General features: G+C 55.0%; 27 protein-coding genes and 2 pseudogenes. 8 read left to right on the top strand and 21 right to left on the bottom strand.

Annotated elements, in window-relative coordinates; translation table 11 throughout:
- Window positions 1-6: 6 nt before the first annotated feature.
- Entirely contained in the window at window positions 7-1416 is a 1410-nt protein-coding gene (locus tag AOB54_00520; GenBank protein WVN41906.1) for a pitrilysin family protein, read from the bottom strand.
- A 58-nt stretch (window positions 1417-1474) separates the two neighbouring features.
- On the opposite strand from AOB54_00520, the gene ftsY reads away from it, so the two are divergent.
- Complete coding sequence (gene ftsY, locus AOB54_00515; GenBank protein ID WVN41905.1) at window positions 1475-2419, top strand: signal recognition particle-docking protein FtsY; 945 nt, start codon at window positions 1475-1477, stop codon at window positions 2417-2419.
- 55 nt (window positions 2420-2474) lie between these two features.
- On the opposite strand, the gene AOB54_00510 is transcribed toward ftsY, so the two are convergent.
- Entirely contained in the window at window positions 2475-4745 is a 2271-nt protein-coding gene (locus tag AOB54_00510) for an arginine/lysine/ornithine decarboxylase (protein ID WVN41904.1), read from the bottom strand.
- A 142-nt stretch (window positions 4746-4887) separates the two neighbouring features.
- Between AOB54_00510 and rpoH the strand changes: the two genes are divergently transcribed.
- On the top strand, window positions 4888-5772 hold the full coding sequence (rpoH, locus tag AOB54_00505; protein WVN41903.1) for an RNA polymerase sigma factor RpoH: 885 nt from the start codon (window positions 4888-4890) through the stop codon (window positions 5770-5772).
- Between the two features lie 32 nt (window positions 5773-5804).
- Here rpoH and AOB54_00500 read toward each other — a convergent pair whose 3' ends face one another.
- The 5 genes and pseudogenes from AOB54_00500 to AOB54_00480 form a co-directional block, all read right to left on the bottom strand.
- The gene (locus tag AOB54_00500; protein ID WVN41902.1) at window positions 5805-6152 is read right to left on the bottom strand and encodes a transcriptional regulator; all 348 of its coding nucleotides are present in this window, start codon (window positions 6150-6152) and stop codon (window positions 5805-5807) included.
- Window positions 6153-6646: 494 nt separating this feature from the next.
- A pseudogene (locus AOB54_00495) lies at window positions 6647-7135 on the bottom strand (outer membrane beta-barrel protein).
- 59 nt (window positions 7136-7194) lie between these two features.
- On the bottom strand, window positions 7195-8082 hold the full coding sequence (gene cyoE / locus AOB54_00490; protein WVN41901.1) for a heme o synthase: 888 nt from the start codon (window positions 8080-8082) through the stop codon (window positions 7195-7197).
- A gap of 6 nt (window positions 8083-8088) precedes the next feature.
- On the bottom strand, window positions 8089-8778 hold the full coding sequence (locus AOB54_00485; protein WVN41900.1) for a cytochrome C oxidase subunit I: 690 nt from the start codon (window positions 8776-8778) through the stop codon (window positions 8089-8091).
- Window positions 8775-9503, bottom strand: coding sequence for an SURF1 family protein (locus AOB54_00480; protein WVN41899.1), 729 nt, complete (start codon window positions 9501-9503; stop codon window positions 8775-8777). Before AOB54_00480 ends, AOB54_00485 begins: the two co-directional genes overlap by 4 nt.
- 24 nt (window positions 9504-9527) lie before the next feature.
- Between AOB54_00480 and AOB54_00475 the strand changes: the two genes are divergently transcribed.
- Entirely contained in the window at window positions 9528-9731 is a 204-nt protein-coding gene (locus AOB54_00475) for a twin transmembrane helix small protein (protein ID WVN41898.1), read from the top strand.
- 34 nt (window positions 9732-9765) lie between these two features.
- Here AOB54_00475 and AOB54_00470 read toward each other — a convergent pair whose 3' ends face one another.
- The 8 genes and pseudogenes from AOB54_00470 to AOB54_00435 all read right to left on the bottom strand — a co-directional run bounded on the left by AOB54_00470 (window position 9766) and on the right by AOB54_00435 (window position 15441).
- Window positions 9766-10629, bottom strand: coding sequence for a cytochrome c oxidase subunit 3 (locus AOB54_00470; GenBank protein WVN41897.1), 864 nt, complete (start codon window positions 10627-10629; stop codon window positions 9766-9768).
- Window positions 10630-10690: 61 nt separating this feature from the next.
- Entirely contained in the window at window positions 10691-10903 is a 213-nt protein-coding gene (locus tag AOB54_00465) for a DUF2970 domain-containing protein (GenBank protein WVN41896.1), read from the bottom strand.
- Between the two features lie 3 nt (window positions 10904-10906).
- Entirely contained in the window at window positions 10907-11518 is a 612-nt protein-coding gene (locus AOB54_00460; GenBank protein WVN41895.1) for a cytochrome c oxidase assembly protein, read from the bottom strand.
- Window positions 11518-11619, bottom strand: a complete 102-nt coding sequence (locus AOB54_00455) for a cytochrome oxidase small assembly protein (protein WVN41894.1) — start codon at window positions 11617-11619, stop codon at window positions 11518-11520. Before AOB54_00455 ends, AOB54_00460 begins: the two co-directional genes overlap by 1 nt.
- 4 nt (window positions 11620-11623) lie before the next feature.
- Window positions 11624-13219, bottom strand: coding sequence for a cytochrome c oxidase subunit I (gene ctaD, locus AOB54_00450; protein ID WVN41893.1), 1596 nt, complete (start codon window positions 13217-13219; stop codon window positions 11624-11626).
- An 84-nt stretch (window positions 13220-13303) separates the two neighbouring features.
- Window positions 13304-14056, bottom strand: a pseudogene (gene coxB / locus AOB54_00445) (cytochrome c oxidase subunit II).
- A gap of 14 nt (window positions 14057-14070) precedes the next feature.
- On the bottom strand, window positions 14071-14514 hold the full coding sequence (locus tag AOB54_00440; GenBank protein ID WVN41892.1) for a DUF2244 domain-containing protein: 444 nt from the start codon (window positions 14512-14514) through the stop codon (window positions 14071-14073).
- 57 nt (window positions 14515-14571) lie between these two features.
- On the bottom strand, window positions 14572-15441 hold the full coding sequence (locus AOB54_00435; protein ID WVN41891.1) for a hypothetical protein: 870 nt from the start codon (window positions 15439-15441) through the stop codon (window positions 14572-14574).
- Between the two features lie 80 nt (window positions 15442-15521).
- Between AOB54_00435 and AOB54_00430 the strand changes: the two genes are divergently transcribed.
- Complete coding sequence (locus AOB54_00430; GenBank protein ID WVN41890.1) at window positions 15522-16100, top strand: phosphoribosyltransferase family protein; 579 nt, start codon at window positions 15522-15524, stop codon at window positions 16098-16100.
- Window positions 16078-16545 (top strand): tRNA (cytidine(34)-2'-O)-methyltransferase, encoded by a 468-nt coding sequence (locus tag AOB54_00425; GenBank protein ID WVN41889.1) that lies wholly within the window; start codon window positions 16078-16080, stop codon window positions 16543-16545. Before AOB54_00430 ends, AOB54_00425 begins: the two co-directional genes overlap by 23 nt.
- Window positions 16546-16549: 4 nt before the next feature.
- On the opposite strand, the gene AOB54_00420 is transcribed toward AOB54_00425, so the two are convergent.
- The 5 genes from AOB54_00420 to AOB54_00400 form a co-directional block, all read right to left on the bottom strand.
- Window positions 16550-17125 (bottom strand): TIGR00730 family Rossman fold protein, encoded by a 576-nt coding sequence (locus tag AOB54_00420; GenBank protein ID WVN41888.1) that lies wholly within the window; start codon window positions 17123-17125, stop codon window positions 16550-16552.
- A complete protein-coding gene (locus tag AOB54_00415) occupies window positions 17109-18245 on the bottom strand; it encodes an NAD(P)H-dependent glycerol-3-phosphate dehydrogenase (protein WVN41887.1) in 1137 nt (378 codons plus the stop codon). The genes AOB54_00420 and AOB54_00415 overlap by 17 nt, the downstream gene beginning before the upstream one ends.
- Window positions 18246-18743, bottom strand: coding sequence for a protein-export chaperone SecB (gene secB / locus AOB54_00410; GenBank protein ID WVN41886.1), 498 nt, complete (start codon window positions 18741-18743; stop codon window positions 18246-18248).
- A gap of 83 nt (window positions 18744-18826) precedes the next feature.
- Window positions 18827-19084, bottom strand: coding sequence for a glutaredoxin 3 (gene grxC / locus AOB54_00405; GenBank protein ID WVN41885.1), 258 nt, complete (start codon window positions 19082-19084; stop codon window positions 18827-18829).
- Window positions 19085-19086: 2 nt separating this feature from the next.
- On the bottom strand, window positions 19087-19515 hold the full coding sequence (locus AOB54_00400; GenBank protein WVN41884.1) for a rhodanese-like domain-containing protein: 429 nt from the start codon (window positions 19513-19515) through the stop codon (window positions 19087-19089).
- Between the two features lie 57 nt (window positions 19516-19572).
- On the opposite strand from AOB54_00400, the gene gpmA reads away from it, so the two are divergent.
- The 3 genes from gpmA (at window position 19573) to AOB54_00385 (ending at window position 22589) form a co-directional block, all read left to right on the top strand.
- Entirely contained in the window at window positions 19573-20334 is a 762-nt protein-coding gene (gene gpmA, locus AOB54_00395; protein WVN41883.1) for a 2,3-diphosphoglycerate-dependent phosphoglycerate mutase, read from the top strand.
- Between the two features lie 88 nt (window positions 20335-20422).
- Window positions 20423-21826 carry a S41 family peptidase gene (locus AOB54_00390; protein ID WVN41882.1) on the top strand — a complete coding sequence of 468 codons (1404 nt, stop codon included), beginning with the start codon at window positions 20423-20425 and terminating at the stop codon, window positions 21824-21826.
- Window positions 21819-22589 (top strand): HesA/MoeB/ThiF family protein, encoded by a 771-nt coding sequence (locus AOB54_00385; GenBank protein ID WVN41881.1) that lies wholly within the window; start codon window positions 21819-21821, stop codon window positions 22587-22589. Before AOB54_00390 ends, AOB54_00385 begins: the two co-directional genes overlap by 8 nt.
- On the opposite strand, the gene slmA is transcribed toward AOB54_00385, so the two are convergent.
- Window positions 22578-23207, bottom strand: a complete 630-nt coding sequence (slmA, locus tag AOB54_00380) for a nucleoid occlusion factor SlmA (GenBank protein WVN41880.1) — start codon at window positions 23205-23207, stop codon at window positions 22578-22580. The two genes, AOB54_00385 and slmA, sit on opposite strands and share 12 nt — an antisense overlap.
- Window position 23208 lies beyond the last annotated feature (1 nt).

The raw sequence follows: 23208 nt of genomic DNA, 5'->3' as shown, positions 1-23208 counted from the left end.
TTTTTATTAATGACGCATGCCGGGGATCGTCGATGGCTTGCGTGCAGCAGCCTGATCAAGTGGCAGGGGTTCAAAGGCCAAGACGGTGAGTTGATGATCAGAGAAAAACCCTTTGGCAACACGCTGAATATCTTCCGATGTGATGGCATCGAGCACCTCTAGCCAACGGTCTGCATCTTTCAAGTCGCGGCCAGACAATAAAAGACGTGCAGCCTCCATGGCCAAAGAGAATGCCGAATCCTGACGAAAGACCTGACTGGCCTTGGCCTGGCGCTTGATACGGGTGAGCTCTTTTTCTTCCACGCCCGATGTCGCAATGGCTGCAATTTCTTCTTTGACTTTGGCCTCTAAGGATTCCAGCGTGACGCCAGGCGATGCCGTGACATCAATCACAAATAATCCCGGACCACGGGCAATGCTATCGGCGCCCGCGCCAACGGATACCGCGACTTTTTCTTCGCGCACCAGGCGTTTGGTCAATCGGCCTGTACCTGGGTCATCTAAGAGTGCAGCCAAGACACCAAGGGCGACAAAATCACGGGCCGCTCCTGCTGAGGGTGTCAACGGACCAAGGGTTTCGTTGAGCGTTGGGGCCTTGTAGCCCATCATGACAAAGGCGTTTTGTGCGGGTGCCCGCAGGCCCACGCGACGAATGCCGTTTTGCTGCGGCTCGGCCTGGGGTTTACGTGCGGGCAGTGCGCGCGATTTCATGGGGCCATAAAACTCTTTGGCCCAGTTCCAGACCTGCTCAGATTTCACATCACCGGCCACCACCAGAATCAGATTGTTAGGTGCATACCAGGTGCGATACCAGTCCTCTAGGTCTTTCACAGAGAGATGCTCAAGATCACTCATCCAACCAATGATGGGATTGCGCACAGGGTTGGCGGCAAAAGCCTGGGCGTAAAGAGATTCATAAGCCAGGCTGGTGGGATTGTCATCTGTGCGAAGCCGCCGCTCTTCCATCACCACCTGAACTTCTTTTTTAAATTCCTCTTCCTTAAGTTTCAAAAAACGCTGGCGGTCTGCTTCTAGCCGCATGACCTCACGCAACGAATCCTTGTGGATTTGCTGAAAGTACCCCGTGTAATCTTTCGAGGTAAATGCGTTTTCCCGCCCCCCAAGGGCTGCCACTCGGCGACTGAATTCGCCGGGGGCCAGAGTCTTGGTGCCCTTAAACATCATGTGCTCCAAGACATGGGCCAAACCCGTGCGGCCATTGATTTCATCCATCGACCCGGCCTTGACCCAGACCATATGCAAGGCGGTAGGCGCCCTGGAGTTTTCATAGACCAGCACCCGCATGCCATTGGGCAGGGTTCGATCCAGAGTGGGCTTGGCCGGGCTTGCGGCCACAACACCTGCAAAAGACAGGCCCAACACACCAATAAGAAAAGCAGCGCATCGTGTCAGCATCAATAAATCTCAACCTATAGAATCTAAGACATCCGAGTATTAGCAGACCACAAAACCCATGATAGGTTTCTTAGGGTTAGGCCGAACCCTTGATCGGCTCAAACTTAGCAGACTTAAAGAAGGCCTGACCAAAACCAGCGCCCAGCTGGGTGCTTTATTTTCAGGCCGAAAGCTCGATGCTGAGTGGTTTGACGATGTCGAAACCGCCCTGCTCACCGCCGATGTGGGCACGCAGGCCACCCAGGAATTGTTAGATGCCATCCGGCGGGAGGTGAAATCCCGCAAGCTGAACAACGACAGCAGCCCCGAGGAACTGCAGGCCGCTGTCTGCCACTGCATTGAGTTGGCCCTTGCCCCGATTATGGCCGCAGACTCGCCAGCCGGCCCCCGGCCGCAGGTCGTGATGGTGGCAGGCGTGAACGGCGCGGGCAAGACCACGTCCATTGGCAAGCTGGCCCACGCCTGGAAGACTGAAGGGAAAAAGATTTTGCTGGGTGCGGGCGATACCTTTCGTGCGGCCGCCCGCGAACAACTCATCGTCTGGGGTGAACGTAACCAAGTGGATGTCATTTCTCAGGCCCAGGGCGACCCAGCAGCCGTTGCCTTTGATGCCGTGAGTGCCGGCATGGCCCGTGGCGTCGATATTGTGTTGGTGGACACGGCAGGCCGGCTGCCCACTCAGCTGCATCTGATGGAAGAGCTTAAAAAGGTCAAGCGTGTCATGGCCAAGGCGATGATGGAAGCACCCCACGAGGTCTGGCTAGTGATTGATGGTGGCACCGGACAAAACGCCATTGCGCAGGTCAAGGCCTTTGATGATGCCCTGGGGCTTACTGGATTGGTCGTCACCAAGTTGGATGGCACCGCCAAAGGCGGTGTACTACTGGCCATTGCCAAGGCTCGGCCAATCCCCGTGCGTTATGTCGGGGTAGGCGAGGGCATTGAAGATCTGCAACCCTTTGATGCCAGGGCCTTTGCACAGGCCCTGGTGGGTGAGATTTAGAAAAGCCCCGCGTTCTGAATTCAATCGCGAATTAGATCGCGATTGAATTCACAGTTTAATTCGCGACGCAGTCGACAAAGTACTGCTTCACGCCATCGACTTCCTGCTGCACCAGGCCATGAATATCGGCCTCAAAGCCAGGGAACTTGCCGTTAAAGTCACGTGCAAATTGCAGGTAGCGAATAATAGTTTTATTAAACCGCTCACCCGGAATCAACAGGGGAATGCCTGGTGGATAAGGGGTCAGCAGGCTGGTGGTGATACGGCCTTCTAATTCATCAATGGGTACTCGCTCAGTCTTGCGATGGGCCAGGCATGAAAACGCATCTGCTGGCTTCATGGCAGGTTCCATGTTCGACAGATACATTTCGGTGGTGAGCCGTGCAATATCGTTGGCTTTGTAAATGTCGTGCAGCTGCTGGCAAAGATCTGCCAAACCCACCCGCTCATAGCGTGGGTGCTTGGCACAGAACTCGGGCAGTACGCGCCAGAGTGGCTGGTTCTTATCTACATCATCTTTAAACTGCTGCAAGGCGGTGAGTAGCGTATTCCAGCGACCCTTGGTAATGCCGATGGTGAACATGATGAAGAAGGAATACAGACCCGTCTTCTCCACAATCACACCGTGTTCGGCCAGATACTTGGTCACAATCGATGCGGGAATACCGCGCTTATCGAATTCGCCCTTGATATTCAGGCCCGGTGTCACCACAGTGGCCTTAATGGGGTCCAGCATGTTAAAGCCGGGCACTAGCCCATCAAACCCATGCCACTCATCTTCTGGATCAAGCCCCCACTCATTGCGGTTAGCCATGCCATTACTGTCAGAGGTCACATCTTCCGGGCCCCAGACCTGGAACCACCAATCGTTTTCACCAAACTCTTGGTCCACCTTGTGCATGGCCCGACGAAAATCCAACGCTTCAATAATGGATTCCTCAACCAGGGCCGTGCCACCTGGGGGCTCCATCATGGCCGCCGACACATCCAATGAAGCGATGATGGCGTACTGGGGACTGGTCGACGTATGCATCAGATACGCCTCGTTAAACATGTCGCGATCGAGCTTGCGGGTCGCGGATTCCTGCACCAAGACTTGAGAGGCCTGCGACAGACCAGCGAGTACTTTGTGCGTTGACTGCGTCGAAAAGATCAGGGGGTCTTGTGGGCGGGGCCGGTCCTTGCCAATCGCGTGCATGTCTTTGTAGAAATCATGAAAGGCCGCGTGAGGAATCCATGCCTCGTCAAAGTGAAGGGTGTCCACGCAGCTACCCAGCACGTCTTTGATCATCTCAACGTTATAAAGAACACCGTCATACGTGCTTTGCGTGATGGTGAGAATGCGGGGCTTGGCATTGCCGTTTTTCAGTGCCTCGCGGGCAAATGGATTGGCTTCGATTTTCTTGCGGATGTTCTCGGGCTTAAATTCCTCTAAAGGAATCGGCCCGATGATGCCCAGGTGATTACGCGTGGGCATAAGAAACACGGGAATAGCACCGGTCATGATGATCGAGTGCAGCACACTCTTGTGGCAGTTGCGGTCCACCACCACGATGTCACCAGGCGCAACCGATGAATGCCAGACAATCTTGTTGGATGTCGATGTGCCATTGGTCACAAAGAAACAATGGTCGGCATTAAAGATTCGCGCCGCGTTTCGCTCGGATGCAGCCACAGGCCCAGTGTGATCTAGCAGCTGGCCCAATTCATCCACTGCATTACACACGTCTGCACGCAGCATGTTCTCGCCGAAAAACTGGTGGAACATCTGACCCACGGGGGACTTTAAAAACGCCACACCACCGGAATGCCCGGGGCAGTGCCACGAGTAAGAACCGTCTTGGGCGTAATCCAGTAGCGCCCTGAAAAACGGTGGCGCAAGTGAATCCATATATGACTTCACTTCGCGCAGGATATGTCGGGCCACAAACTCTGGGGTGTCTTCAAACATATGAATGAAGCCGTGGAGCTCACGCAGCACATCATTGGGAATATGGCGCGATGTTCTGGTCTCGCCATAGATATAAATGGGGATTTCAGCATTACGGAAACGCAGCTCGCCCACAAAGGCCCGCAGATTTTTCAGCGCGGCATCGGTGTCTTCTTTCGAGCCAGAGCCGAACTCTTCGTCATCAATCGACAAAATAAAGGCGGATGCACGGCTTTGCTGCTGGGCGAACTGGGTCAGGTCGCCATAACTGGTGACGCCCAAGACCTCGACGCCTTCTTTTTCCAGGGCATCGGCCAAGGCACGAATCCCCAAACCCGAGGCATTCTCAGAACGAAAATCCTCATCAATGATGACCACTGGAAAACGAAACTTCATTGGCTGGGCCCTTCCCAAAAACAGAGAGGCGATAGTAGGACAAAAACCCCGGCCCCGCCTTGACTTAAGTGGTGCCTGGGGCCTTAGCACTCGGGAACCGAGAGTGCTAAACTTGGTCTATCCGGAACAAGGAGGGTTTTGCATGACGGCTCAAGCTTTCGCTGCTGACCACGCCCTGGCCACGCTCTCACTCTCGCCAGGCGGCAATCTGGACGCTTATGTACGGGCCGTCCAGCAGTTTCCTATGCTCACGCCCGAGCGGGAAGAAGAGCTCGCACTCCGCTTTAGAACCCTCAATGATATTGACGCTGCCCGTGAGTTAGTGCTCTCTCACTTACGTCTGGTGGTATCTGTTTCCCGCCAGTTCAAGGGCTACGGTCTGGCCCAGGCCGACCTAATCCAAGAAGGCAATATCGGCCTGATGAAGGCGGTCAAGCGCTTTGACCCCACCCGGGGGGTACGGCTGGTCTCTTTTGCCATGCTCTGGATCAAGGCCGAAATCCACGAATACATCCTGCGCAACTGGCAGCTGGTCAAAGTCGCCACGACCAAGGCCCAGCGCAAACTCTTTTTCAATCTACGCTCGATTAAGCAGTCGCTTGGCGTACAAGACAGCGTGTCCGACGACCAGGCGAAGGTGATTGCCAAGCAGCTCGATGTCGCCCCCAAGGAAGTCTTGGAAATGGACCAGCGGCTGTCGGGCGGTGATATCGCGATCGAATCCCGAGTGGACGATAGCGAAGAGTCGTTTGCCCCGATTGCCTATCTGGAAGCGCCAGATGCGGACCCCGCCCAGGTGGTTGAGGCCCAACAGTCCCAGACCATTCAGTCGGAGGGCCTGCTGCGGGCACTTAACTCGCTGGATGGGCGCAGCCGGGAAATCATGATTGCCCGCTGGCTACGCGATGAAGACGAGGGCGGCGGCACAACCCTGCAAGAGCTCGCCGATCGCTATGGCATTTCGGCTGAACGGGTGCGACAGATTGAATCAGCGGCGTTAAAGAAGCTCAGGTCCCAGCTGTCTTAAGCCATGGAAGCCCGACAAGCTGCCTTTTGAAATCAGGCCACAATTCGGAACTCAGTCGCCTTGGCGATGGGCCGTACCTGACGGTTCTCCCGTTTCATTTCAACGAACCCGTAGTTCGACATGGTTTTGAGCGTGCGGGAAAGATTTCCCGGTTTGCGCCCGGTCATGTCCGCCAAAGACGAAATGGATTGAGGCTTCGCTTCCTGAATCACTCTGAGCAACGCACGGTTTTCGTCGCTTAGCACCTCGGCGAGTGACCGCATGGAAGTAAACCAAATTTTCGGCTCAGTGGCCTTCGGTTTGTATTGGCCTCGCGCAATTGCAAGCATACGCTGGCGAATACGGTCTTGGGACATGATTCCGATCACAATGGCTTTCATGGCTTTTTGATCTCCCTTAACACCCGATCGACCTCATTGAAAAAATCGGCCAGCAACTGATGGGCATCCCGAAATTCATAGGGCTCGCCTTTGTCGCTGATATGCCGATGTTTGTGGTCATAAGGTAGTCGAGTCCCCGCATAAATGAATTTCCTTGATCAATAATTTGGTCATGAAGTTCGAGCAGGGTGGAAATTCCCGGATCTTGCTGGGCAATCAATTGTATCAACCGCTGATAACGTTTGGAAGAGGGTATTCAAGGTTAAGGCGCTTAGCCTTATTTGAAAATCAGCCAGAGCGGCTAGGCGTAAGGTTGAGAGTCTAGAGCGGATTGGTTGCGCTCCATCAAAGGAGCGGTAGAGCTATTCTGCAAATTGAAGAAACTGCGGGCCCAGTTGTCTTAACCGAATTTAGCTAACACCCGATTTCTAAATTGCTCGGGCAGCGCCAGGGGGTAGGCAGCGGCTGGTTAACCGCTGCACGTTAAAACCGCCTCAAAACGAAAAAATTACCCCAACCGAGGTGAACGAAACCTTATCATCATCGGCCTTGTAAATTTCATGCTCTAGACGTGCTGATACGCTTTTTGTAATTGCAATGTCCACACCAACGCCATACATCGGATCAGTACCGGTAAATTTTACAGATCCGTTGTAGTCAGAGGAGGTAACGTTAAATTTATTCTCCCAGCGATGCAAACCAAGTCGAGCAAACGGTTTTACAGCTTCATTCACTGGAAGGTAAATCAACCCCGAGAGGCCGTAGGAAGTACCAGATGCGGAGATCTTCGCATTGTTTGCTGTGAATTGGTAAAGAGTCCCATCAATCCGAAAAGTACTACCGTTATTTCCGGATAGTGATGCTTCGCCGGCATCGGTATAGTGAAATTCAGCGGAAAATATTTCAGAGAATCTATGCCCTAGGAAAATCTTATATCCCGAGTCTTTTTCGTCCAAGGTTGCGGTTACAGCTGTGATACCGGTATCTACTTTTGATTGGCAGTAGCTGGCGCGTTTGGCCCGTAATCAGTGGTTAAAGAGTTTTAAGTGACGAGATAATGATCCACCAACAACGCTGCAAACAGCAGGGCCAGATAGTTGATGGAGTACTTAAAGGTCTTGCGGGCGAGTGGTTCGGAATAGTTTTTATACAGCAGCCAAGACAACCACAAGAAATACCCCCCCAGGGCCAAGGCCGCAATTAAGTAAACAAAGCCGCTCATGCCAATTAACGTTGGCAAGATGGTGGTGGCCACCAAGAGCAGTGTGTAGAGCAGAATGTGTAGCCGTGTGAACTGTGGCCCGTGGGTGACCGGCAACATGGGCAAACCCGAGCGTGCGTAATCATCCGTGCGATAAAGCGCCAAAGCCCAGAAATGCGGTGGCGTCCAGACAAAAATAATCAAGAACAAGACCCAGGCTTCGATCGGTGCCTGGCCGGTCACTGCAGCCCAGCCCAGAACCGGTGGCATGGCGCCCGATGCACCGCCAATCACAATGTTTTGTGGCGTGAGTGGCTTCAAAATTACCGTGTAAATAATCGCGTAGCCCACAAAAGTGGCCAACGTTAACCAGGTGGTCAGCGGATTCACAAACGCGTAGAGCAGAAACGTGCCAATGCCGCCGATGATTCCAGAAAAGATTAGGGTTTGTTGCGGTGTGAGCGTGCCAGATGGCAGTGGCCGCCAGGCCGTGCGGGCCATCTTGGCGTCAATGTGCTGCTCAACCAGACAGTTCACTGCAGCTGCCGCACCTGCGACTAGAGTGATACCCACCGTGGCATTGAACAGCACACCAAGCGGCACCCAGCCCGGCGTTGATAAGAACATGCCAATCACCGCACAAAAGGTGATCAGCATCACCACGCGCGGCTTGGTCAGCGCCATGTACTGCTTAAAAATCGACGAAGACGTTAAGGTGAAATCATTCATAGGGCGCTAGCCGATCCGCGATGCTTTGAGCAGTCGATTGATGTCTTTTCTCATGCCGTTCGGATCTGGATTATCCGGGAAACGCATCATTAAATTCCCTAGGGGATCTACGACCCAGATGTTGCTCGCCCCCGCATTGCGGCCGACCGCCTGCTCGGCAACCGATAACCAGTTCGCAATCAGACTCTCTGAGGTCGATGCTGGGCCTGACGGCACCGGGGCCTGTTTGCCCAGCCGAACGACCCACAGGCCCTCGTGCTCGCGCATCAGGGCCGGATCGGGGGCTCCGTTATCCGTGACAATCCAAAGCCGCTCAACCCGCTCACGCTCTCGGCCCGTGGTGAGCCGTACCTGCCGCATCAACCAGAGTTCTTGCTTGCAAGCCTCGTTGCAGCTTGCAGGGCCTATCCGGACCATCAACCAGCGGCCAGACCAACTGCCCAGAGTGTTGAGATCCCGGCGGGTCTTGGGCTCCGCTTGCAGCGCGAGAAAGGCGCTCTCAGAGACAGGCGTCACGACGGGGGACACGGCCAAGGATGACAGCGTTACCTGGGGCTCCACGAAATCCCCATAGTTCACGCGGCCGTCGGGCTTGATGCCGTAATAAGTGATGTAAGACGCAATCACCGGCGCGATCGTGACCGCCAGTACGCCCCACAGGGGCCACAGATTGCGTTTTTTCTGAACTTGATTCATGACTTCCGTTCACGTTTTGGTCGAAGGCGCCAGGCGAAAAATAAGGCAGCTGCCGACATTAAAAACCACTGCAGGGCATAGCCCAAATGCTTTGGTACATCACTGCTGACTTCTGGCACCTTGCGGCGCAGGCCATCGCCTGTTTCACCCGTCTGCCAGACAATCACCGGCCAAGTATTGCCAGTAAGCCAGCCTTTGGCAGCGGCCCAATCAAAGTTCTGCCAAACATTGCCCTGCCGCAGATCCTGCGGTGCGCTCGAGAGTTCCATGCGGCGCATTACCGAAGCGAGAGCGACACCCGATAGCGACACGACGGTTGATCCGGTCGGCGCAGGTAAATCCACCTGCGTCACGCCCGGCGGCTTGGGCCACCAGCCTCGGTTCACCCAGACCAGGCTGCCGTCTTTTAATTGCAGGGGCGTCAACACATGGACCCCGGCCTGGCCTTCCCACGCCCGGTTATCCAAGGCAATGGATTTGTCGGCGAGCCAGCGGCCCGTGAGTAAGACCCGTTGCTGATCAAGCGACTGGGCCGAGCGTTCCTCACGCCAAGGCAGTAAGTCCCCAATTACGATGTCGCGATCCCGTTGGCCACGCAAATCCATCATGGCCTGTTTTTCATCGGCACGGCCCAACTGCCAAAACCCTAAACCAACGCCTATCGCTGCCAAGCTCAGCGCCACACCCACCGCAATCCACGCCTGCCAGCCGGTTTTGTTTACCATTGTTACTCTCTCACTGGAGCCCTTATGCGGATTGTGGTGCTTGTTGCCTTTGTTTTGATTCTCATCAGTCTTGGGTCGGCGCTTTTTTATCTGATGCGCGACCGCGGCACCAGCAATAAAACTGTGCAAGCCCTGACATTTCGCATTGGGTTTTCAGTGGCGCTCTTTGTGTTTCTTATCCTTGCCCATCAGCTTGGCTGGATTGAAAGCACCGGGATTCGTTACTAAAGGGCAGATCTATAGATCTGCCCGATCCGTGTCGTTACAGCCAGTAGACCACTATATACAGGCCAAGCCAGACCACGTCCACAAAGTGCCAATACCAGGCGGCGGCCTCGAAGGCAAAATGTTGGTTGGGCTTGAAATGGCCCTTGACACAACGCACCAGCACTACCGACAACATAATGGCACCCACACAAACGTGGAAACCATGAAAGCCGGTCAGCATGTAAAAGGTAGAACCGAAGATTCCCGAGGTTAACTTCAGGTTCAGGTCGGCATACGCATGCATGTACTCATACGCCTGAAAGCCCAAGAAGATAAAGCCCAGGATAATGGTCAGGGCCAAGAAGATATTTAACTTCTGGCGATTGTTGTCCCGCAAAGCGTGGTGGGCAATCGTCAAGGTCACGCCAGAAGTCAACAGCAAGGCTGTGTTGATGGTGGGGATCCAGAAGGGCCCCATGGTCTTGAACTCTTCAATAATGCCTGCGGGGCCGGTGCCCACGCCCCATACGGCTTGAAAATCAGGCCAGAGGATGGACTTGTGGTTCATATCACCCAGCCAGGGCATGGCCAAGACCCGTGCGTAAAACAGGGCGCCAAAAAACGCGGCAAAGAACATGACTTCAGAAAAGATGAACCAGCTCATGCTCCAACGGAAGCTTGCGTCGACACGGGCGCTGTACTGACCGCCCTCGGACTCTTTGATCACGGCACCAAACCAGCCAAAGAACATATAAATCAGGATGGCAAACCCGATCAACAGCGACCACTTGCCATAGGCCTGGCTATTCATGGCACCAACCGCGCCAAATAGCGTAAAGATCATCGCGATCGAACCGATGAGCGGCCACTTGCTCGGCGAGGGCACAAAATAATAAGGTGCGTGGCTAGTTGAACTCATGAATCTCCCCTATTCAAGCTTGTTGTTATCAAATCTTCAAATGTCTGACACTGACGTTGCGTTAGTTAACGACGACTTTCACTACCGTCAACAGCAAAAGCACGAACACAATCCCAGCAAGTACCCCAGCAATCACGACATGGACCGGGTTCAGCTGAGCCATATCGCGATCGTGCTCTTTCCCCTTACGTACACCAAAAAACGACCACAGTACTGCTTTTATTGTTTGGCCAAAACTCGCCTTCCGTCTGGCAGCCTCTTTAATGTCTTGCAACGATTAGCCCCCTGACTTGACGGCAATCGGCGCAGCATTGGCGCGGCCAGCCACCTCAAAAAACGTATAGCTCAAAGTAATTGTTGAAATATCAGCAGGTAACTTCGGGTCAATCACAAAGACCACCGGAAACTCCCGGGTCTCTTTACCCTTGAGCTCTTGTTGTTGGAAACAAAAACACTCCAGCTTTTTAAAGTGGCTTGCGGAGTGGCGTGGCGCATAACTTGGTATGGCCTGACCCACCAGGTTCGCAGCCGTGGCATTGGCCACCGCATAGGTCACGGTGGCCAGCTCGCCTGGGTGGACCGTCATATAGGCCACCTTGGGCTTAAAGACCATGGCGCCTTGGACATTGGCGTCGAACTCGATGGTGATTTTTCTCGACGTGTCGACCTGGGTGTTTTTCGCAAACTCGCGGGCTTCCGCGTAATTCAGTTTGTCTTTGCGGGCCAAGACATTGATGCCCGTGATCTCGCAAATCTTTTCGTAAAACGGCACTAAGGCAAAGCCAAACCCAAACATCAGGATGGCCACCATGAGCAGTTTGCCCATCATGCGCCCGTTATCTGACTTCACGGCCTGCTGATTGTTTGGGTCGAGAGACTGCTGGTCCATTATTGAAAGATTGTGTACTTGGCGATCACGCCAGCAAAAAATACGGCCGCCACCGATGCCAAGATCAGGGCGAGCCGTAGATTCGATCCTTTGCCGCTCATATGTTTACTTCACAACCGGCGGGGTCTCAAAGGTGTGGAAAGGTGCGGGTGATGGCACGCTCCACTCCAGGCCATGGTCATTGCCCCATGGGTTATCGGCGGCCTTGGGGCCACCCTTGATGCACTTGATCACGATATAGAGCAAGAACAGCTGAGTAAAGCCAAAGCCAAAGGCGCCTATTGATGCAATCGCGTTGAAGTCAGCAAACTGCATGTTGTAGTCGGCGTAACGACGGGGCATGCCGGCCAGACCCAAGAAGTGCATTGGGAAGAAGGTGATGTTGAAGAAAATCATCGACATCCAGAAGTGCCACTTGCCCAGCTTTTCATCGTACATGTGGCCAGTCCACTTAGGCAGCCAGTAGTACAGGCCCGCGAAGAGCGCAAAGAGCGAACCCGCCACCAACACATAGTGGAAGTGGGCCACCACGTAATAAGTGTCGTGGAGCTGAATATCGACTGGCGCAACCGACAAGATGATTCCGGTAAAGCCACCCATGGTGAAGACAAAGATAAAACCAACCGCAAAGAGCATTGGAGTTTCAAAAGTCATAGACCCGCGCCACATGGTGGCCAGCCAGTTGAAAATCTTTGCTGCTGTGGGAACTGCAATCAGCATGGTGGCGTACATGAAGAACAACTGGCCCGTCACCGGCATGCCGGTTGTGAACATGTGGTGGGCCCAGACAATGAACGACAGAATTGCAATCGATCCTGTTGCGTACACCATCGAGCTGTAACCAAAGAGCTTCTTGCGTGAAAAGGTCGGGATAATCTCTGACACGATGCCAAAGGCCGGCAGAATCATGATGTAGACCTCGGGGTGGCCGAAGAACCAGAAAATATGCTGGTACATCACAGGGTCGCCACCGCCGGCGGCGTTAAAGAAGCTGGTGCCAAAGTGACGGTCGGTCAACAGCATGGTGATGGCACCGGCCAATACAGGCATGACAGCAATCAGCAGGTAAGCCGTAATCAGCCAGGTCCACACGAACATGGGCATCTTCATCAACGTCATGCCCGGGGCGCGCATGTTCAGAATCGTGGTGATGATGTTGATCGAACCCATGATCGAGCTCGCACCCAGGATATGGACAGCGAAAATCGCCAAGTCCATACCGATACCCATCTGGGTCGAGAGCGGCGCGTACAGGGTCCAGCCAGCGGCGGTTGCACCACCAGGAACAAAGAAGGACACAACGAGCAGCAGCGCCGCAGGGATCAACAACCAGAAGCTGAAGTTATTCATCCGCGCAAAGGCCATATCGCTTGCACCAATCTGGAGCGGAATCATCCAGTTCGCAAAGCCAACAAAGGCCGGCATGATGGCGCCAAACACCATGATCAGGCCGTGCATGGTGGTGAACTGGTTAAAGAGTTCAGGCTTAAGAATCTGCAGGCCCGGCTGAAAGAGTTCAGCGCGGATACCAAGGGCTAAGAAACCGCCGACAAACAACATGGAAAAGCTGAACCAAAGGTAAAGCGTTCCAATGTCTTTGTGGTTGGTTGCAAACAACCAGCGACGCCAGCCGTGGGGATGATCATGAGCATGATCATCGTGACCAGCGATTCCGTGTTGGGGGCCTAATACAGCACTCATTGTGTTCTCCTTCGGGGCTGTGTTTGCAGGTTATTGTTTGCTGGTGGCGACAGCGGCTGTCTTCACGGCAGCTGCCTTTTTGGGCTGAGCAGCCACCCACTTGCTGTAGTCCTCTTCAGAGACCACGTTCACCACAATCGGCATAAAGGCATGGTCCTTGCCGCAGAGTTCAGCGCAGTGGCCACGGAAGGTGCCAATCTTTTCTGGCTTAAACCAGGTATCGCGAACAAAGCCAGGAATGGCGTCTTGCTTTACACCAAAAGCCGGGACCATCCATGCGTGAATCACATCATTGGCGGTCGTCACAACACGGATTTTTTTGCCAACTGGCACGACCAAGGGGTTATCCACTTCTGAGAGGTAGTTCTGGCCCTTGGGGGCCTGACCGGTAATTTGTTCACGCGGCGTTGACAAGGTGGACAAGAAAGAAATGCCTTCGCCCTCACCCTTTAAGTAGTCATAGCCCCAGCGCCACTGATAGCCTGTGGCCTTGATGGTGATGTCTGCATTCGCCGTATTTTTCTGGGCGATCACAATCGGCGTGGCATACACACCAATCACGATCACGATCAACAGCGGGATCACTGTCCAGGCCACTTCGACGGCAGTGCTCTCATGAAAATCGGCGGCCTTGTGGCCCTTTGATTTGCGGTGTGCATAGATGGAATAGAACATCACCGTGAACACGGCAATGAAAATCACCAGACACAGCAAAAACAAAAACGTGTGCAGGCTGTAAAGATCTGCTGCCATCGCACTTGCAGGCGTCTGCAGGTTGTAACGACCATCCATTGAAATGTCTCCCCACTCTCAATGTTTTTAATTAAAAACGCTCAAGGCGCTTCGAGCGGCTAACTGGCTAAGGCTGCACGAAACTCCTGGTAAAACTTTTGTCGGCCCGCCTGATTCACAAACTGGCCAACACCTAATTCCTTTCGCTGACTCACCAACTGAACGAGACCCTGCTGTTCATCATCAATGCGGCAGCGCAACCACTGGCGGGGGATTTCATGGCGGTCCAATCGCTCCCCCCGGCACACCTCAACGCTGACGATTTCCGGACTCAACGTGACACGCTCATGATCAGCCGCGTGCCGCGCGTAAACCAGAAAGGCGAGCGCAAGCACACACCATTCCAACAACACAAAGGGGAGGACGACCCAGGCTCCTGATAAGGCCCAGGCCAAAGAGACTGCCAGCGACACACCACCCAAAACGACAAAGGTGATGCACAGCTGGCCGGGTGTCATGGCGCAGTTGCGCTTCAGTACCCAGGTTCTGGTCAATGTCTCCACGCTTCTCCCCCTAACATCTCAAAGCTAGATGACCAAGTCGGCGCGATTATATGCCCGTTACAGCGTTTTTGGGATTTTGCCGGACCACTTAATGGTGGAAACACTGTCTTTTTCGGTTGTTCGGGACGACTTCGGGGTGCCCGCCCAGGCATGGCCAAAGACCAATTCCACCTGAAGCGCGATTCGACCATTCACCCGCAGTAACTCGAGCGCATCCAAGACTTTCCTTTGCCAGTCCCGCCCCGAGAGGCCCTTTGGGCGGCCCGCCAAGGCGTTTCCGCCAAGACGCCTGAGATCGATCAGAGCAGATTCCGGCGTGGAGTAAGTCAACGTGATCCACTCAGCATCCATGACGGGATTGCTCATTCGAAAACCCACCAGGGCATCGCCGATATCGTGCATATCCGGGTATCCCACAAGGTGGCGGCTCTGGTCTTGGTCGCCAAGCGCCAAAGCCAGGCTGCGAAAACTGTCGGGCCCCAGAGTGGAAAACATCAAGAGCCCCCCGGGCTTGAGCGCCTGCGCCCAGAAACCCAGTGTGCTGCGCAAATCTGAGAGATAGGCCAGAAGGCCCACCGACCAAATCATCTGTAGAGATGCGGCTGCGGGATTCATGGGCAGACCATATTCAGCAATGCCATGGTCAAGCCGAGGCGCTTGGTCGGTCTTAATGTAGGCCAGACGGTCCTGCAATCGCAGCGCAGCCTCTTGCCAGACGGGGTGCGCCGCAATCTGGGCAGTGCCGCGGCGCTGCAACTGCAGCCGCATGCTCTTGGCATCAATCGTTCGGACGAGGGGATCTTTTTGCACCGGCTCAGTATAGTCAAGCGATGTTTTCTTACTCTGCCCAGTCCGTGCAGACGCCCCAAGCAGCTTCTCTTGCTGGTCGCGCCCACCGGTGGATTCGCCAACTTCTTTACTCACCATGCAGGCTCTGCGGAAAGTTCGATCGCGGCCTGGAGATCTGCCAAGACTGCCATCACCAGCTCCTACACTCCCCCTGGGGCATGGGCAGTCTGGCCCTTGATGACTGTCGAATTCCGGTCATTTGGCGCGAGGCGTATGGCGGGCCCCTGACCGACATCGTCATGCAAGCGAAATACCATGGTGACTGGGGATCTGCACGATTTTTAGGCCGGTCGTTGGGCCGCCTGCCGCGGCCATGGCTTGGCCCCACGCCCCTGATTATTCCGATTCCGCTGGCGTCGACACGTTTGGCCAACCGCGGGTTTAACCAGTCTCAGTTTATCGCCCAGGGTGTTGCCAAAGCATGGCAGGCACCACTGCGAGTCCGATGGTTAAGAAAAACAAAAGCGAGCGCAAGGCAGGCGTCTTTGCAGCGCCAAGAACGCCAAGAAAATCTAAAGGGAGTTTTTTGGGCTTGTAGGCACCTGCGAGATCAACGCGTGGTGTTGGTCGATGACATCATGACCAGCGGTGCTACCCTGCGCGAGGCCGCCCGTGCCGTAGCCACAGGTGGTGGACAGGTCATTGCGGCGGCCGTGATTGCCCGCGTTCATCATGACCGAGAGCCCCTACAATCCAAACAAAAGCATACGCCCTATGTTCAACGTCGTCCTGTTTGAGCCCGAGATTCCACCCAACACGGGCAATGTGATTCGTCTATGCGCCAACACTGGCGCACGATTACACCTGATTGAGCCACTTGGGTTTCCAATTGATCACGCCAAAATGCGGCGTGCTGGTTTGGATTATCACGAACTCACGTTATTCAAAACCCACCGTGATTGGCAGGCGTTTTTAAACGACGAGCGGCCTGACCCAGATCGACTGTTTGCCATCACCACCAAAGGCCAGCGCCGACTTGGCGATGTTGGCTTTCAAAAAAACGATTGGTTCGTGTTTGGCTCCGAGACCAAGGGGCTGGGGCCTTTGTTAGACACTTTTGCACCAGAGCAGCGAATTCGAATTCCGCTGGCGCCGAATAATCGAAGCCTGAATTTATCGAATTCGGTTGCGATCGTGGTCTTTGATGCCTGGCGGCAGCTTCATTTTGAAGGTGGCGCGTAAAGCACTAACCGACAGCGGGGATCGGCTCACAGGGCTCTGACAGCAGATCAAAGGCCTGCGTTACCGACGTGGCCACGCGAACATAACAATGATGGCCGGGATTAATAAAGCCATGATTCATACCTTGCTCTAAAAAGCCTAGCAGTGGTGTGTAGTAATCAAAGGCATTGAGCAGCACGATGGGTTTGTTGTGCAGGCCGATTTGATGCCATGTCCAAGTCTCAAAGAATTCTTCGAAGGTGCCAATGCCGCCCGGCAGCACCAAAAAGGCATCGGCACGCTCCGACATCAAGAGTTTTCTGGTGTGCATCGAGTCCACCACAAACAACTCGGTTAACCCCTCTTGTGCGGGCTCAAAGGCGAGCAGACTTTCCGGAATAATGCCCGTCGATTGGCCCTTGGCTGCAATCACCGATTTGGCAATGGCCCCCATCAGACCATTACAGCCCCCACCAAAGACCAGGCGCAGCCCTCGGCGCACCAGCTCGGCACCACACTGCGTTGCAATCTTTTCCCACTTCGGATCGTGCCCACTGCGAGAGCCACAAAACACGGTGACAGTTTTAATCGTGGTGCTCATCTTTTGGTTCACGTGACATGAGTTCAACAATCGCCTGCTGTGCTGACCATTCGCCAGCAATTAGCCTGCAGACAGAATCCGTAATGGGCACATCCACCGCAGCCTCACGGGCCAGTTGTGCAATGGCAGGGGCCGTGGCAACCCCTTCGGCGACATGGCCAAGGCCACGCACAATGTCGTTTAATTTTTCGCCGCGCGCCAAGGCAAGCCCAACGCGACGATTGCGCGACAAATCTCCAGTTGCCGTGAGAATCAAGTCACCAAGCGTGGCCAGGCCCATAAAAGTCTGGGGCTGTGCGCCAATGGCCACACCCAGACGCGCCATCTCCGCTAAGCCCCGAGTCAACAAGGCCGCGCGGGCGTTGGCGCCAAGTGCAAGCCCATCACACACACCCGCCGCAATGGCCAACACGTTTTTCATGGCCCCACCAAGCTCGACTCCGATTAAGTCGCGAGTGGCATAAATTCGCATGCCACCACCATGACAAGCCTGGGCGACTGCACGGGCCCAGGCAATGTCGTTGCTGGCGAGCGTCAAGGCCACGGGCAATCCGTTGGCCACTTCCTGCGCAAAGCTCGGGCCAGATAGGGCGCCGGTGGTCCAACCGGGGCAGGCCTGGGCCACGATCTGATGGGGCCACATCAGGGTTAAATCTTTTTTGTTCGGAGCGCCAACCACTGTCTCTGTTGAAGGGATGCACCGCAGCCCCTTGGCCAGCCAAAGCAAGCCTTCTCCGGGTTTCGATTCGCCAAGCAAGCGATAGATCTCAGTGGCGCTTTGCGCCAGGCCAGACATTGGCGTTGCAAGCACAATCAGGCCGTGCGGCCCAGTACCGGCACAACTGGATCGGTGGGCACTGGTTTTTTCTCGCCACTCCGCACAGGCCCGGGTGAGATCCGAATGCAGCGCCAAGCCCGCAGGAACTACCGCACCTGGCAGGTATTTTTTATTTTCCCGAAGCTGCGTCATGGCCTGGATTTGGGCGGCATCGCGCGCCCATAGCGACACCACACTATCGGGTGCACGCTTGGCCAAATGAATTGCCACCGCCGTGCCCCAGGCACCTGCACCCACCACCAATACAGGAAGGTCGAGCGACTGGCGGGCGTTGGCCGTCATTTACTGGGGCGGAAGAATAATGCCGCTTTCACTCGCGGTCGATGTGGTTTGGCGCGCCAAACGCTGCTGGTAGTAGGCTTCCCAGTTCAACTCGGCGAGATGCACAGGCGGGAAGCTAGCCCGCTGAATCACATCAGCCAAGTTGGCACGCAGGTAAGGGTAGATGATGCTGGGACAACTAATACCCTTGATCAATTCCAGCTGCTCATCGGGCACGCCAACAATCTCAAAAATACCTGCCTGAGTGGCCTCGACCAAAAACCCCACCTTATCGCCCAAATGGCAGGTTACCGTGCAACGGACTGATACCTCGTGGAGTCCGGGCGCAAGCGTCTTGTCTTGGGTATCGATCTGAAACTCCAAACGGGGCTCTGTGCCGTCGAGGAAAACCGCTGGCGCGTCGGGGATCTCAAGCGATAAATCTTTCAGATAAACGCGCTGAAGGTTGAATTGAGGGGTGGGCATCTGGCCGTCAGCGGCCGAATTGGAATCCGTCATGAAACACTTTCAAAAATAGTAAAGGGAAGTACAAATCTACAGGCTGCTGACCGCACCAGCCGGCACCGTCAACTCATGGACAACTACTGAGAAAGCAAAGGCACAAGTCCGCCATCACGATCCAGGGCTGCCAGATCATCAAAGCCGCCAACGTGGCGATCACCGATAAAAATCTGCGGTACCGTGCGACGGCCCGTTTTCTCAATCATCAGATCTCGTTGGGCGGGATCCAGATCGATTCGAATTTTTTCAATTTCCGCCACACCGCGCTGCTTCAACAACATCTCCGCCCGCTGGCAATAGGGGCAGACGGCGGTGCTATACATCACGACTTTGGCCATGCTCAGCTCCGCTTGGTGACGGGAAGGCCGGCCTGCTGCCAGGCATCAAAACCCCCCTCGAGATTAAAGACTGCCTCAATCCCGGCTTTCTTGAGCAGGCGGCCAGCCTTGGCGCCACGCCAGCCACTTTGGCACATCAGAATGACCGGGGCCTGGGTCTTACCCTTGTCGGCACGCTTTTTAATGTCATCGATCTGGGCTGGCAAGCTCGACAAAGGAATATGCAGGGCCTGCGGGGGCGAGCCCTTGGCCAGTTCCTTGGACTCACGCAGGTCGATCAGCAGGGCGTCTTGGGAATTCAGCAGCTGGGTTGCGCCCAGGGTATTGATCGCGCGGGCGCTGGACCCCTTGGCCACCAAAGGCCAGAGCAACAGGGCGCCGCTCATAAATGCCGCTGCAATCAAAATAATGTTGTCAACAAAGAATTGCACGCGAAGCCTCTCAGTTCGGAACAGGGGTGGAAAGCATGAAATTATAGAATGTCGGGTATGAGCAAAACCTTTTCCATCGTCCTATTACGCCACGGCGAGAGCCAGTGGAACCTTGAAAACCGCTTCACCGGCTGGGTGGATGTCGATCTGACTGCCAAAGGCCGCGACGAAGCCAAAACCGCCGGGGAACTGCTCCGGGCCAAGGGCTACGCCTTTGATATGGCCTACACGTCAGTGCTCAAGCGGGCCATCCGCACGCTCTGGACCACCTTAGACGCCCTGGACCAGATGTGGATCCCCGTCCGCAAGGAGTGGCGGCTAAATGAACGGCACTACGGGGCGTTGAGCGGCCTTAACAAGTCCGAAACTGCCGCCAAATATGGCGAAGAGCAGGTCTTAAAGTGGCGCCGGGCCTACGACATCCGGCCCGAGGCAATGGCCCCCAGCCATGAATTTTGGGCGGGCAAAGATCCCCGCTATGCGGCCTTAAGCCCCGACCAGATCCCCGCCACAGAGTGCCTAAAAGACACAATTGAGCGGGTCATCCCCATCTGGGACCAGGCGATTGCGCCGGATGTCCGAGCCGGCAAGCGTGTTCTGGTCGCCGCCCATGGCAACTCCATTCGGGCCCTGATCAAGTATCTGGAAAACATGTCCGAGGCCGACATCATTGCCTTAAATATTCCCACCGCCCAACCCCTGGTCATTCGGCTTGATGAAAATATGAAATTTATCGACCGCCAATACCTGGCCGATCCAAAGGTCATTGAGGCGGCCTTGGCTGCTGTCGCCAACCAAGGCAAAGCAAAAACCACCTAAACTTTTCTGCATTGGGTTAGCCTAATATCCCCGGGGGTGCATTGCTTCCCGGGGATTTATTTATGCCGCCTTGGGCTTGAAAGTCACTATGTCTAAAAAATTACAGATCACGAGTTGGATTGCCGTCGGACTGGTCAGCGGTGTGCTGGTCAGCATGGGCTTTAATGCGCTGGCACAGCGCGACCAAAAGCTCACGCTGCCCATCGAAGAATTGCGGCAGTTTGCCGACGTCTACGGCGCAATCAAAGGCAACTACGTCGAGCCCGTTGAGGATAAAAAACTGATCACCGAAGCGATCAGCGGCATGCTGACCGGGCTGGATCCGCACTCCGCCTATTTGGATGCGGAAGCGTTCAAAGAACTGCAGGTTGGCACGCAGGGCGAATTCGGCGGCCTTGGCCTGGAAGTTGGCACTGAAGACGGCTTTGTTCGTGTCGTGGCACCGATTGAAGGCACGCCCGCTGAACGGGCCGGCGTGAAGGCTGGTGACCTGATTATCAAAATTGATGAGAAGGCCACCAAGGGGCTTGCGCTTAATGAAGCTGTAAAACTCATGCGCGGCAAACCGAAGTCATCGGTCACGCTCACCATTAGCCGTAAAGGCGAGAACAGGCCCTTGGTCTTCACCATCGTGCGCGACATCATTCAGATTCAAAGTGTTCGCTCCAAGATGTTGGAGCCTGGCTTTGGTTACATTCGTATCACGCAATTCCAAGAGCACACGGTTGAAGATCTGGTGAAACACTTCAATGGTCTGGCCGACAAGGGGCCGCTCAAGGCATTGGTGTTGGATCTGCGCAATGATCCCGGTGGGCTGCTCAATGGCGCCATTGGTGTTTCTGCAGCGTTTTTGCCCGAAAAAACCATGGTGGTCTCGACCGATGGCCGCCAGGAGGATGCCAAGCGCAAATACTTTGCCACTCCTGCCGACTATCACCGCGGCCGAACAGAAGACCCGCTCGTTAAGCTTTCACCGCAGGCCAAGAAAGTGCCCATGGTGGTCTTGGTCAACAGCGGCTCTGCCTCTGCGTCAGAAATCGTTGCTGGTGCTTTGCAGGACCATGAGCGCGCCAAAATTCTCGGCACCCAGAGCTTCGGCAAAGGATCCGTGCAGACGATTTTGCCGCTCACCAGTAACACGGCCATCAAGCTCACCACCGCGCGTTATTTCACGCCCAAAGGCCAATCCATTCAGGCCAAAGGCATTACGCCTGATTTCTGGGTAGAAGAAACTGCAGACGGTTCCGTCATGGATCGGTTGCGTGTTCGCGAGGCTGACCTAAACCGCCATCTGGCCAATGGTGAAACAAAACCCAAAGCAGGCAACGACAAGGCCAAGCCAAACACAAAGGCCGAACCGAAAAACAGCACCGATGCGAAAGACCTCAAACCGATTGAATTTGGTGGCCCCAACGACTATCAGTTGCAACAGGCCTTGAACCATCTCAAGGGCAAAACAGTCGTCACGTCCGCTCGCCCGGAAAATGACTGATCTTGCAGCGCTTCGCCACAGCCGTCATGCACTGCTTGACGGCTTTGACGAAGAGGGCGTTGAGGTTTTACAGCGGTCGCGAGTACTCATCATTGGTGCGGGGGGGCTCGGCTGCCCTGCCGCCACTTACCTCACCGCAAGTGGTGTTGGCACGATTCATTGGGTCGATGGCGATCAGGTCGACGCCACCAATCTCGCACGGCAGACCTTGTTTGGCCCAGCCGATATTGGCCAAGCAAAGGTGACCGCGGGCCAGATGGCGCTGCATCGAATTAACCCAGATGTGAATTTCATCGCAGTGCCACAGTTTGCAGATGAGGCTTTTTTAAATAATGCGGTGCCTCTTGCAGATGTCGTACTCGACTGCACCGATCAGTGGTCCATTCGGCAGCTCATCAATGCAGCATGCGTGCGCCACCAAAAACCATTGATCACCGCAGCAGCCATCGAGTGGTCTGGACAGTTAATGGCCATTGATACAACCGACCCGGACCATGCCTGCTATGCCTGCGTGTTTGATCCGGCATCGGAACCGCAGGCCCATGCCTGTGGTGCTTATGGCGTGCTGTCCCCAATGGTTGGCGCCATGGGCTGCCTTCAGGCGGCAGAAGCCATCAAGATGTTATTGCGGCGATCGGGCAAGAACCAACTGCCTAAAGCTGCGCAGCGGCTATCGCTGCTTGATCTGAAAACCGGAAGCTGGCAACAACTCCTGGTGTCAAAAAACCCGCAATGTCCGGTCTGTGGGCCGTCAGGGAAATAACACCTGAACTGCGGCTTCTGCGGTCTCCGACGGTCGCTTACGAAACCCTGATTTCGCAAACTGAAGCCAGCGGCCCTGGATATAGGCCATGGCCAGGCCTGCTCGCACAGCAGGGTCGAGAGCTGCTGCTGCAGGCTGCCCGGATTCGGCCGCCTGCAGGCGGGCACACTGGCGCAGCGAGGCCTCGACACGCTCAACGAATTGATTCACGCGGGCCTGCAGACGCGCATCTTCATTCACGATGGCATCCCCAATGAGCACCCGCGTCATGCCGGGATTTTTTTCTGAGAAGTTCAGAAGCATCAAAATGATTTCTCTTGCTCGAGCGGCAGGCGCGGCAGAACGCGATTCGATTTGATTGATGAGTGAGAAGACCGTCTCTTCAATGAAATCCAGCAGGCCTTCAAACATCTGGGCCTTGCTGGCGAAGTGTCGATACAAAGCAGCCTCGGATAGCGAGAGCCGTGCTGCCAATGCCGCCGTTGTAACTTTTTCTGCGGCCCCATCTTGCAGCATGGATGCAATCGTCTGAAGAATCTGAAGTCGGCGCTCGCCGGGTTTTGGCCGTTTACGCGTTGGCGCTGTGGCCTGCTCTGTGACAGTAGAGGTGGCATCCATG

Origin of the sequence: beta proteobacterium MWH-UniP1 (genome assembly GCA_036362785.1) — a bacterium.
GTDB lineage: Bacteria > Pseudomonadota > Gammaproteobacteria > Burkholderiales > Burkholderiaceae_A > Lacustribacter.
The sequence above is the reverse complement of the archived record's forward strand: the minus strand, read 5'-3'. Positions and strand labels throughout refer to the sequence as shown.

Coding starts and splice junctions, on each gene's coding strand:
- AOB54_00520 (WVN41906.1), bottom strand. CDS start 1,416: ATGCTGACACGATGCGCTGCTTTTCTTATTGGTGTGTTGGGCCTGTCT.
- ftsY (WVN41905.1), top strand. CDS start 1,475: ATGATAGGTTTCTTAGGGTTAGGCCGAACCCTTGATCGGCTCAAACTT.
- AOB54_00510 (WVN41904.1), bottom strand. CDS start 4,745: ATGAAGTTTCGTTTTCCAGTGGTCATCATTGATGAGGATTTTCGTTCT.
- rpoH (WVN41903.1), top strand. CDS start 4,888: ATGACGGCTCAAGCTTTCGCTGCTGACCACGCCCTGGCCACGCTCTCA.
- AOB54_00500 (WVN41902.1), bottom strand. CDS start 6,152: ATGAAAGCCATTGTGATCGGAATCATGTCCCAAGACCGTATTCGCCAG.
- cyoE (WVN41901.1), bottom strand. CDS start 8,082: ATGAATGATTTCACCTTAACGTCTTCGTCGATTTTTAAGCAGTACATG.
- AOB54_00485 (WVN41900.1), bottom strand. CDS start 8,778: ATGAATCAAGTTCAGAAAAAACGCAATCTGTGGCCCCTGTGGGGCGTA.
- AOB54_00480 (WVN41899.1), bottom strand. CDS start 9,503: ATGGTAAACAAAACCGGCTGGCAGGCGTGGATTGCGGTGGGTGTGGCG.
- AOB54_00475 (WVN41898.1), top strand. CDS start 9,528: ATGCGGATTGTGGTGCTTGTTGCCTTTGTTTTGATTCTCATCAGTCTT.
- AOB54_00470 (WVN41897.1), bottom strand. CDS start 10,629: ATGAGTTCAACTAGCCACGCACCTTATTATTTTGTGCCCTCGCCGAGC.
- AOB54_00460 (WVN41895.1), bottom strand. CDS start 11,518: ATGGACCAGCAGTCTCTCGACCCAAACAATCAGCAGGCCGTGAAGTCA.
- AOB54_00455 (WVN41894.1), bottom strand. CDS start 11,619: ATGAGCGGCAAAGGATCGAATCTACGGCTCGCCCTGATCTTGGCATCG.
- ctaD (WVN41893.1), bottom strand. CDS start 13,219: ATGAGTGCTGTATTAGGCCCCCAACACGGAATCGCTGGTCACGATGAT.
- AOB54_00435 (WVN41891.1), bottom strand. CDS start 15,441: ATGGTGAGTAAAGAAGTTGGCGAATCCACCGGTGGGCGCGACCAGCAA.
- AOB54_00430 (WVN41890.1), top strand. CDS start 15,522: ATGGGCAGTCTGGCCCTTGATGACTGTCGAATTCCGGTCATTTGGCGC.
- AOB54_00425 (WVN41889.1), top strand. CDS start 16,078: ATGTTCAACGTCGTCCTGTTTGAGCCCGAGATTCCACCCAACACGGGC.
- AOB54_00420 (WVN41888.1), bottom strand. CDS start 17,125: ATGAGCACCACGATTAAAACTGTCACCGTGTTTTGTGGCTCTCGCAGT.
- AOB54_00415 (WVN41887.1), bottom strand. CDS start 18,245: ATGACGGCCAACGCCCGCCAGTCGCTCGACCTTCCTGTATTGGTGGTG.
- secB (WVN41886.1), bottom strand. CDS start 18,743: ATGACGGATTCCAATTCGGCCGCTGACGGCCAGATGCCCACCCCTCAA.
- grxC (WVN41885.1), bottom strand. CDS start 19,084: ATGGCCAAAGTCGTGATGTATAGCACCGCCGTCTGCCCCTATTGCCAG.
- gpmA (WVN41883.1), top strand. CDS start 19,573: ATGAGCAAAACCTTTTCCATCGTCCTATTACGCCACGGCGAGAGCCAG.
- AOB54_00390 (WVN41882.1), top strand. CDS start 20,423: ATGTCTAAAAAATTACAGATCACGAGTTGGATTGCCGTCGGACTGGTC.
- AOB54_00385 (WVN41881.1), top strand. CDS start 21,819: ATGACTGATCTTGCAGCGCTTCGCCACAGCCGTCATGCACTGCTTGAC.
- slmA (WVN41880.1), bottom strand. CDS start 23,207: ATGGATGCCACCTCTACTGTCACAGAGCAGGCCACAGCGCCAACGCGT.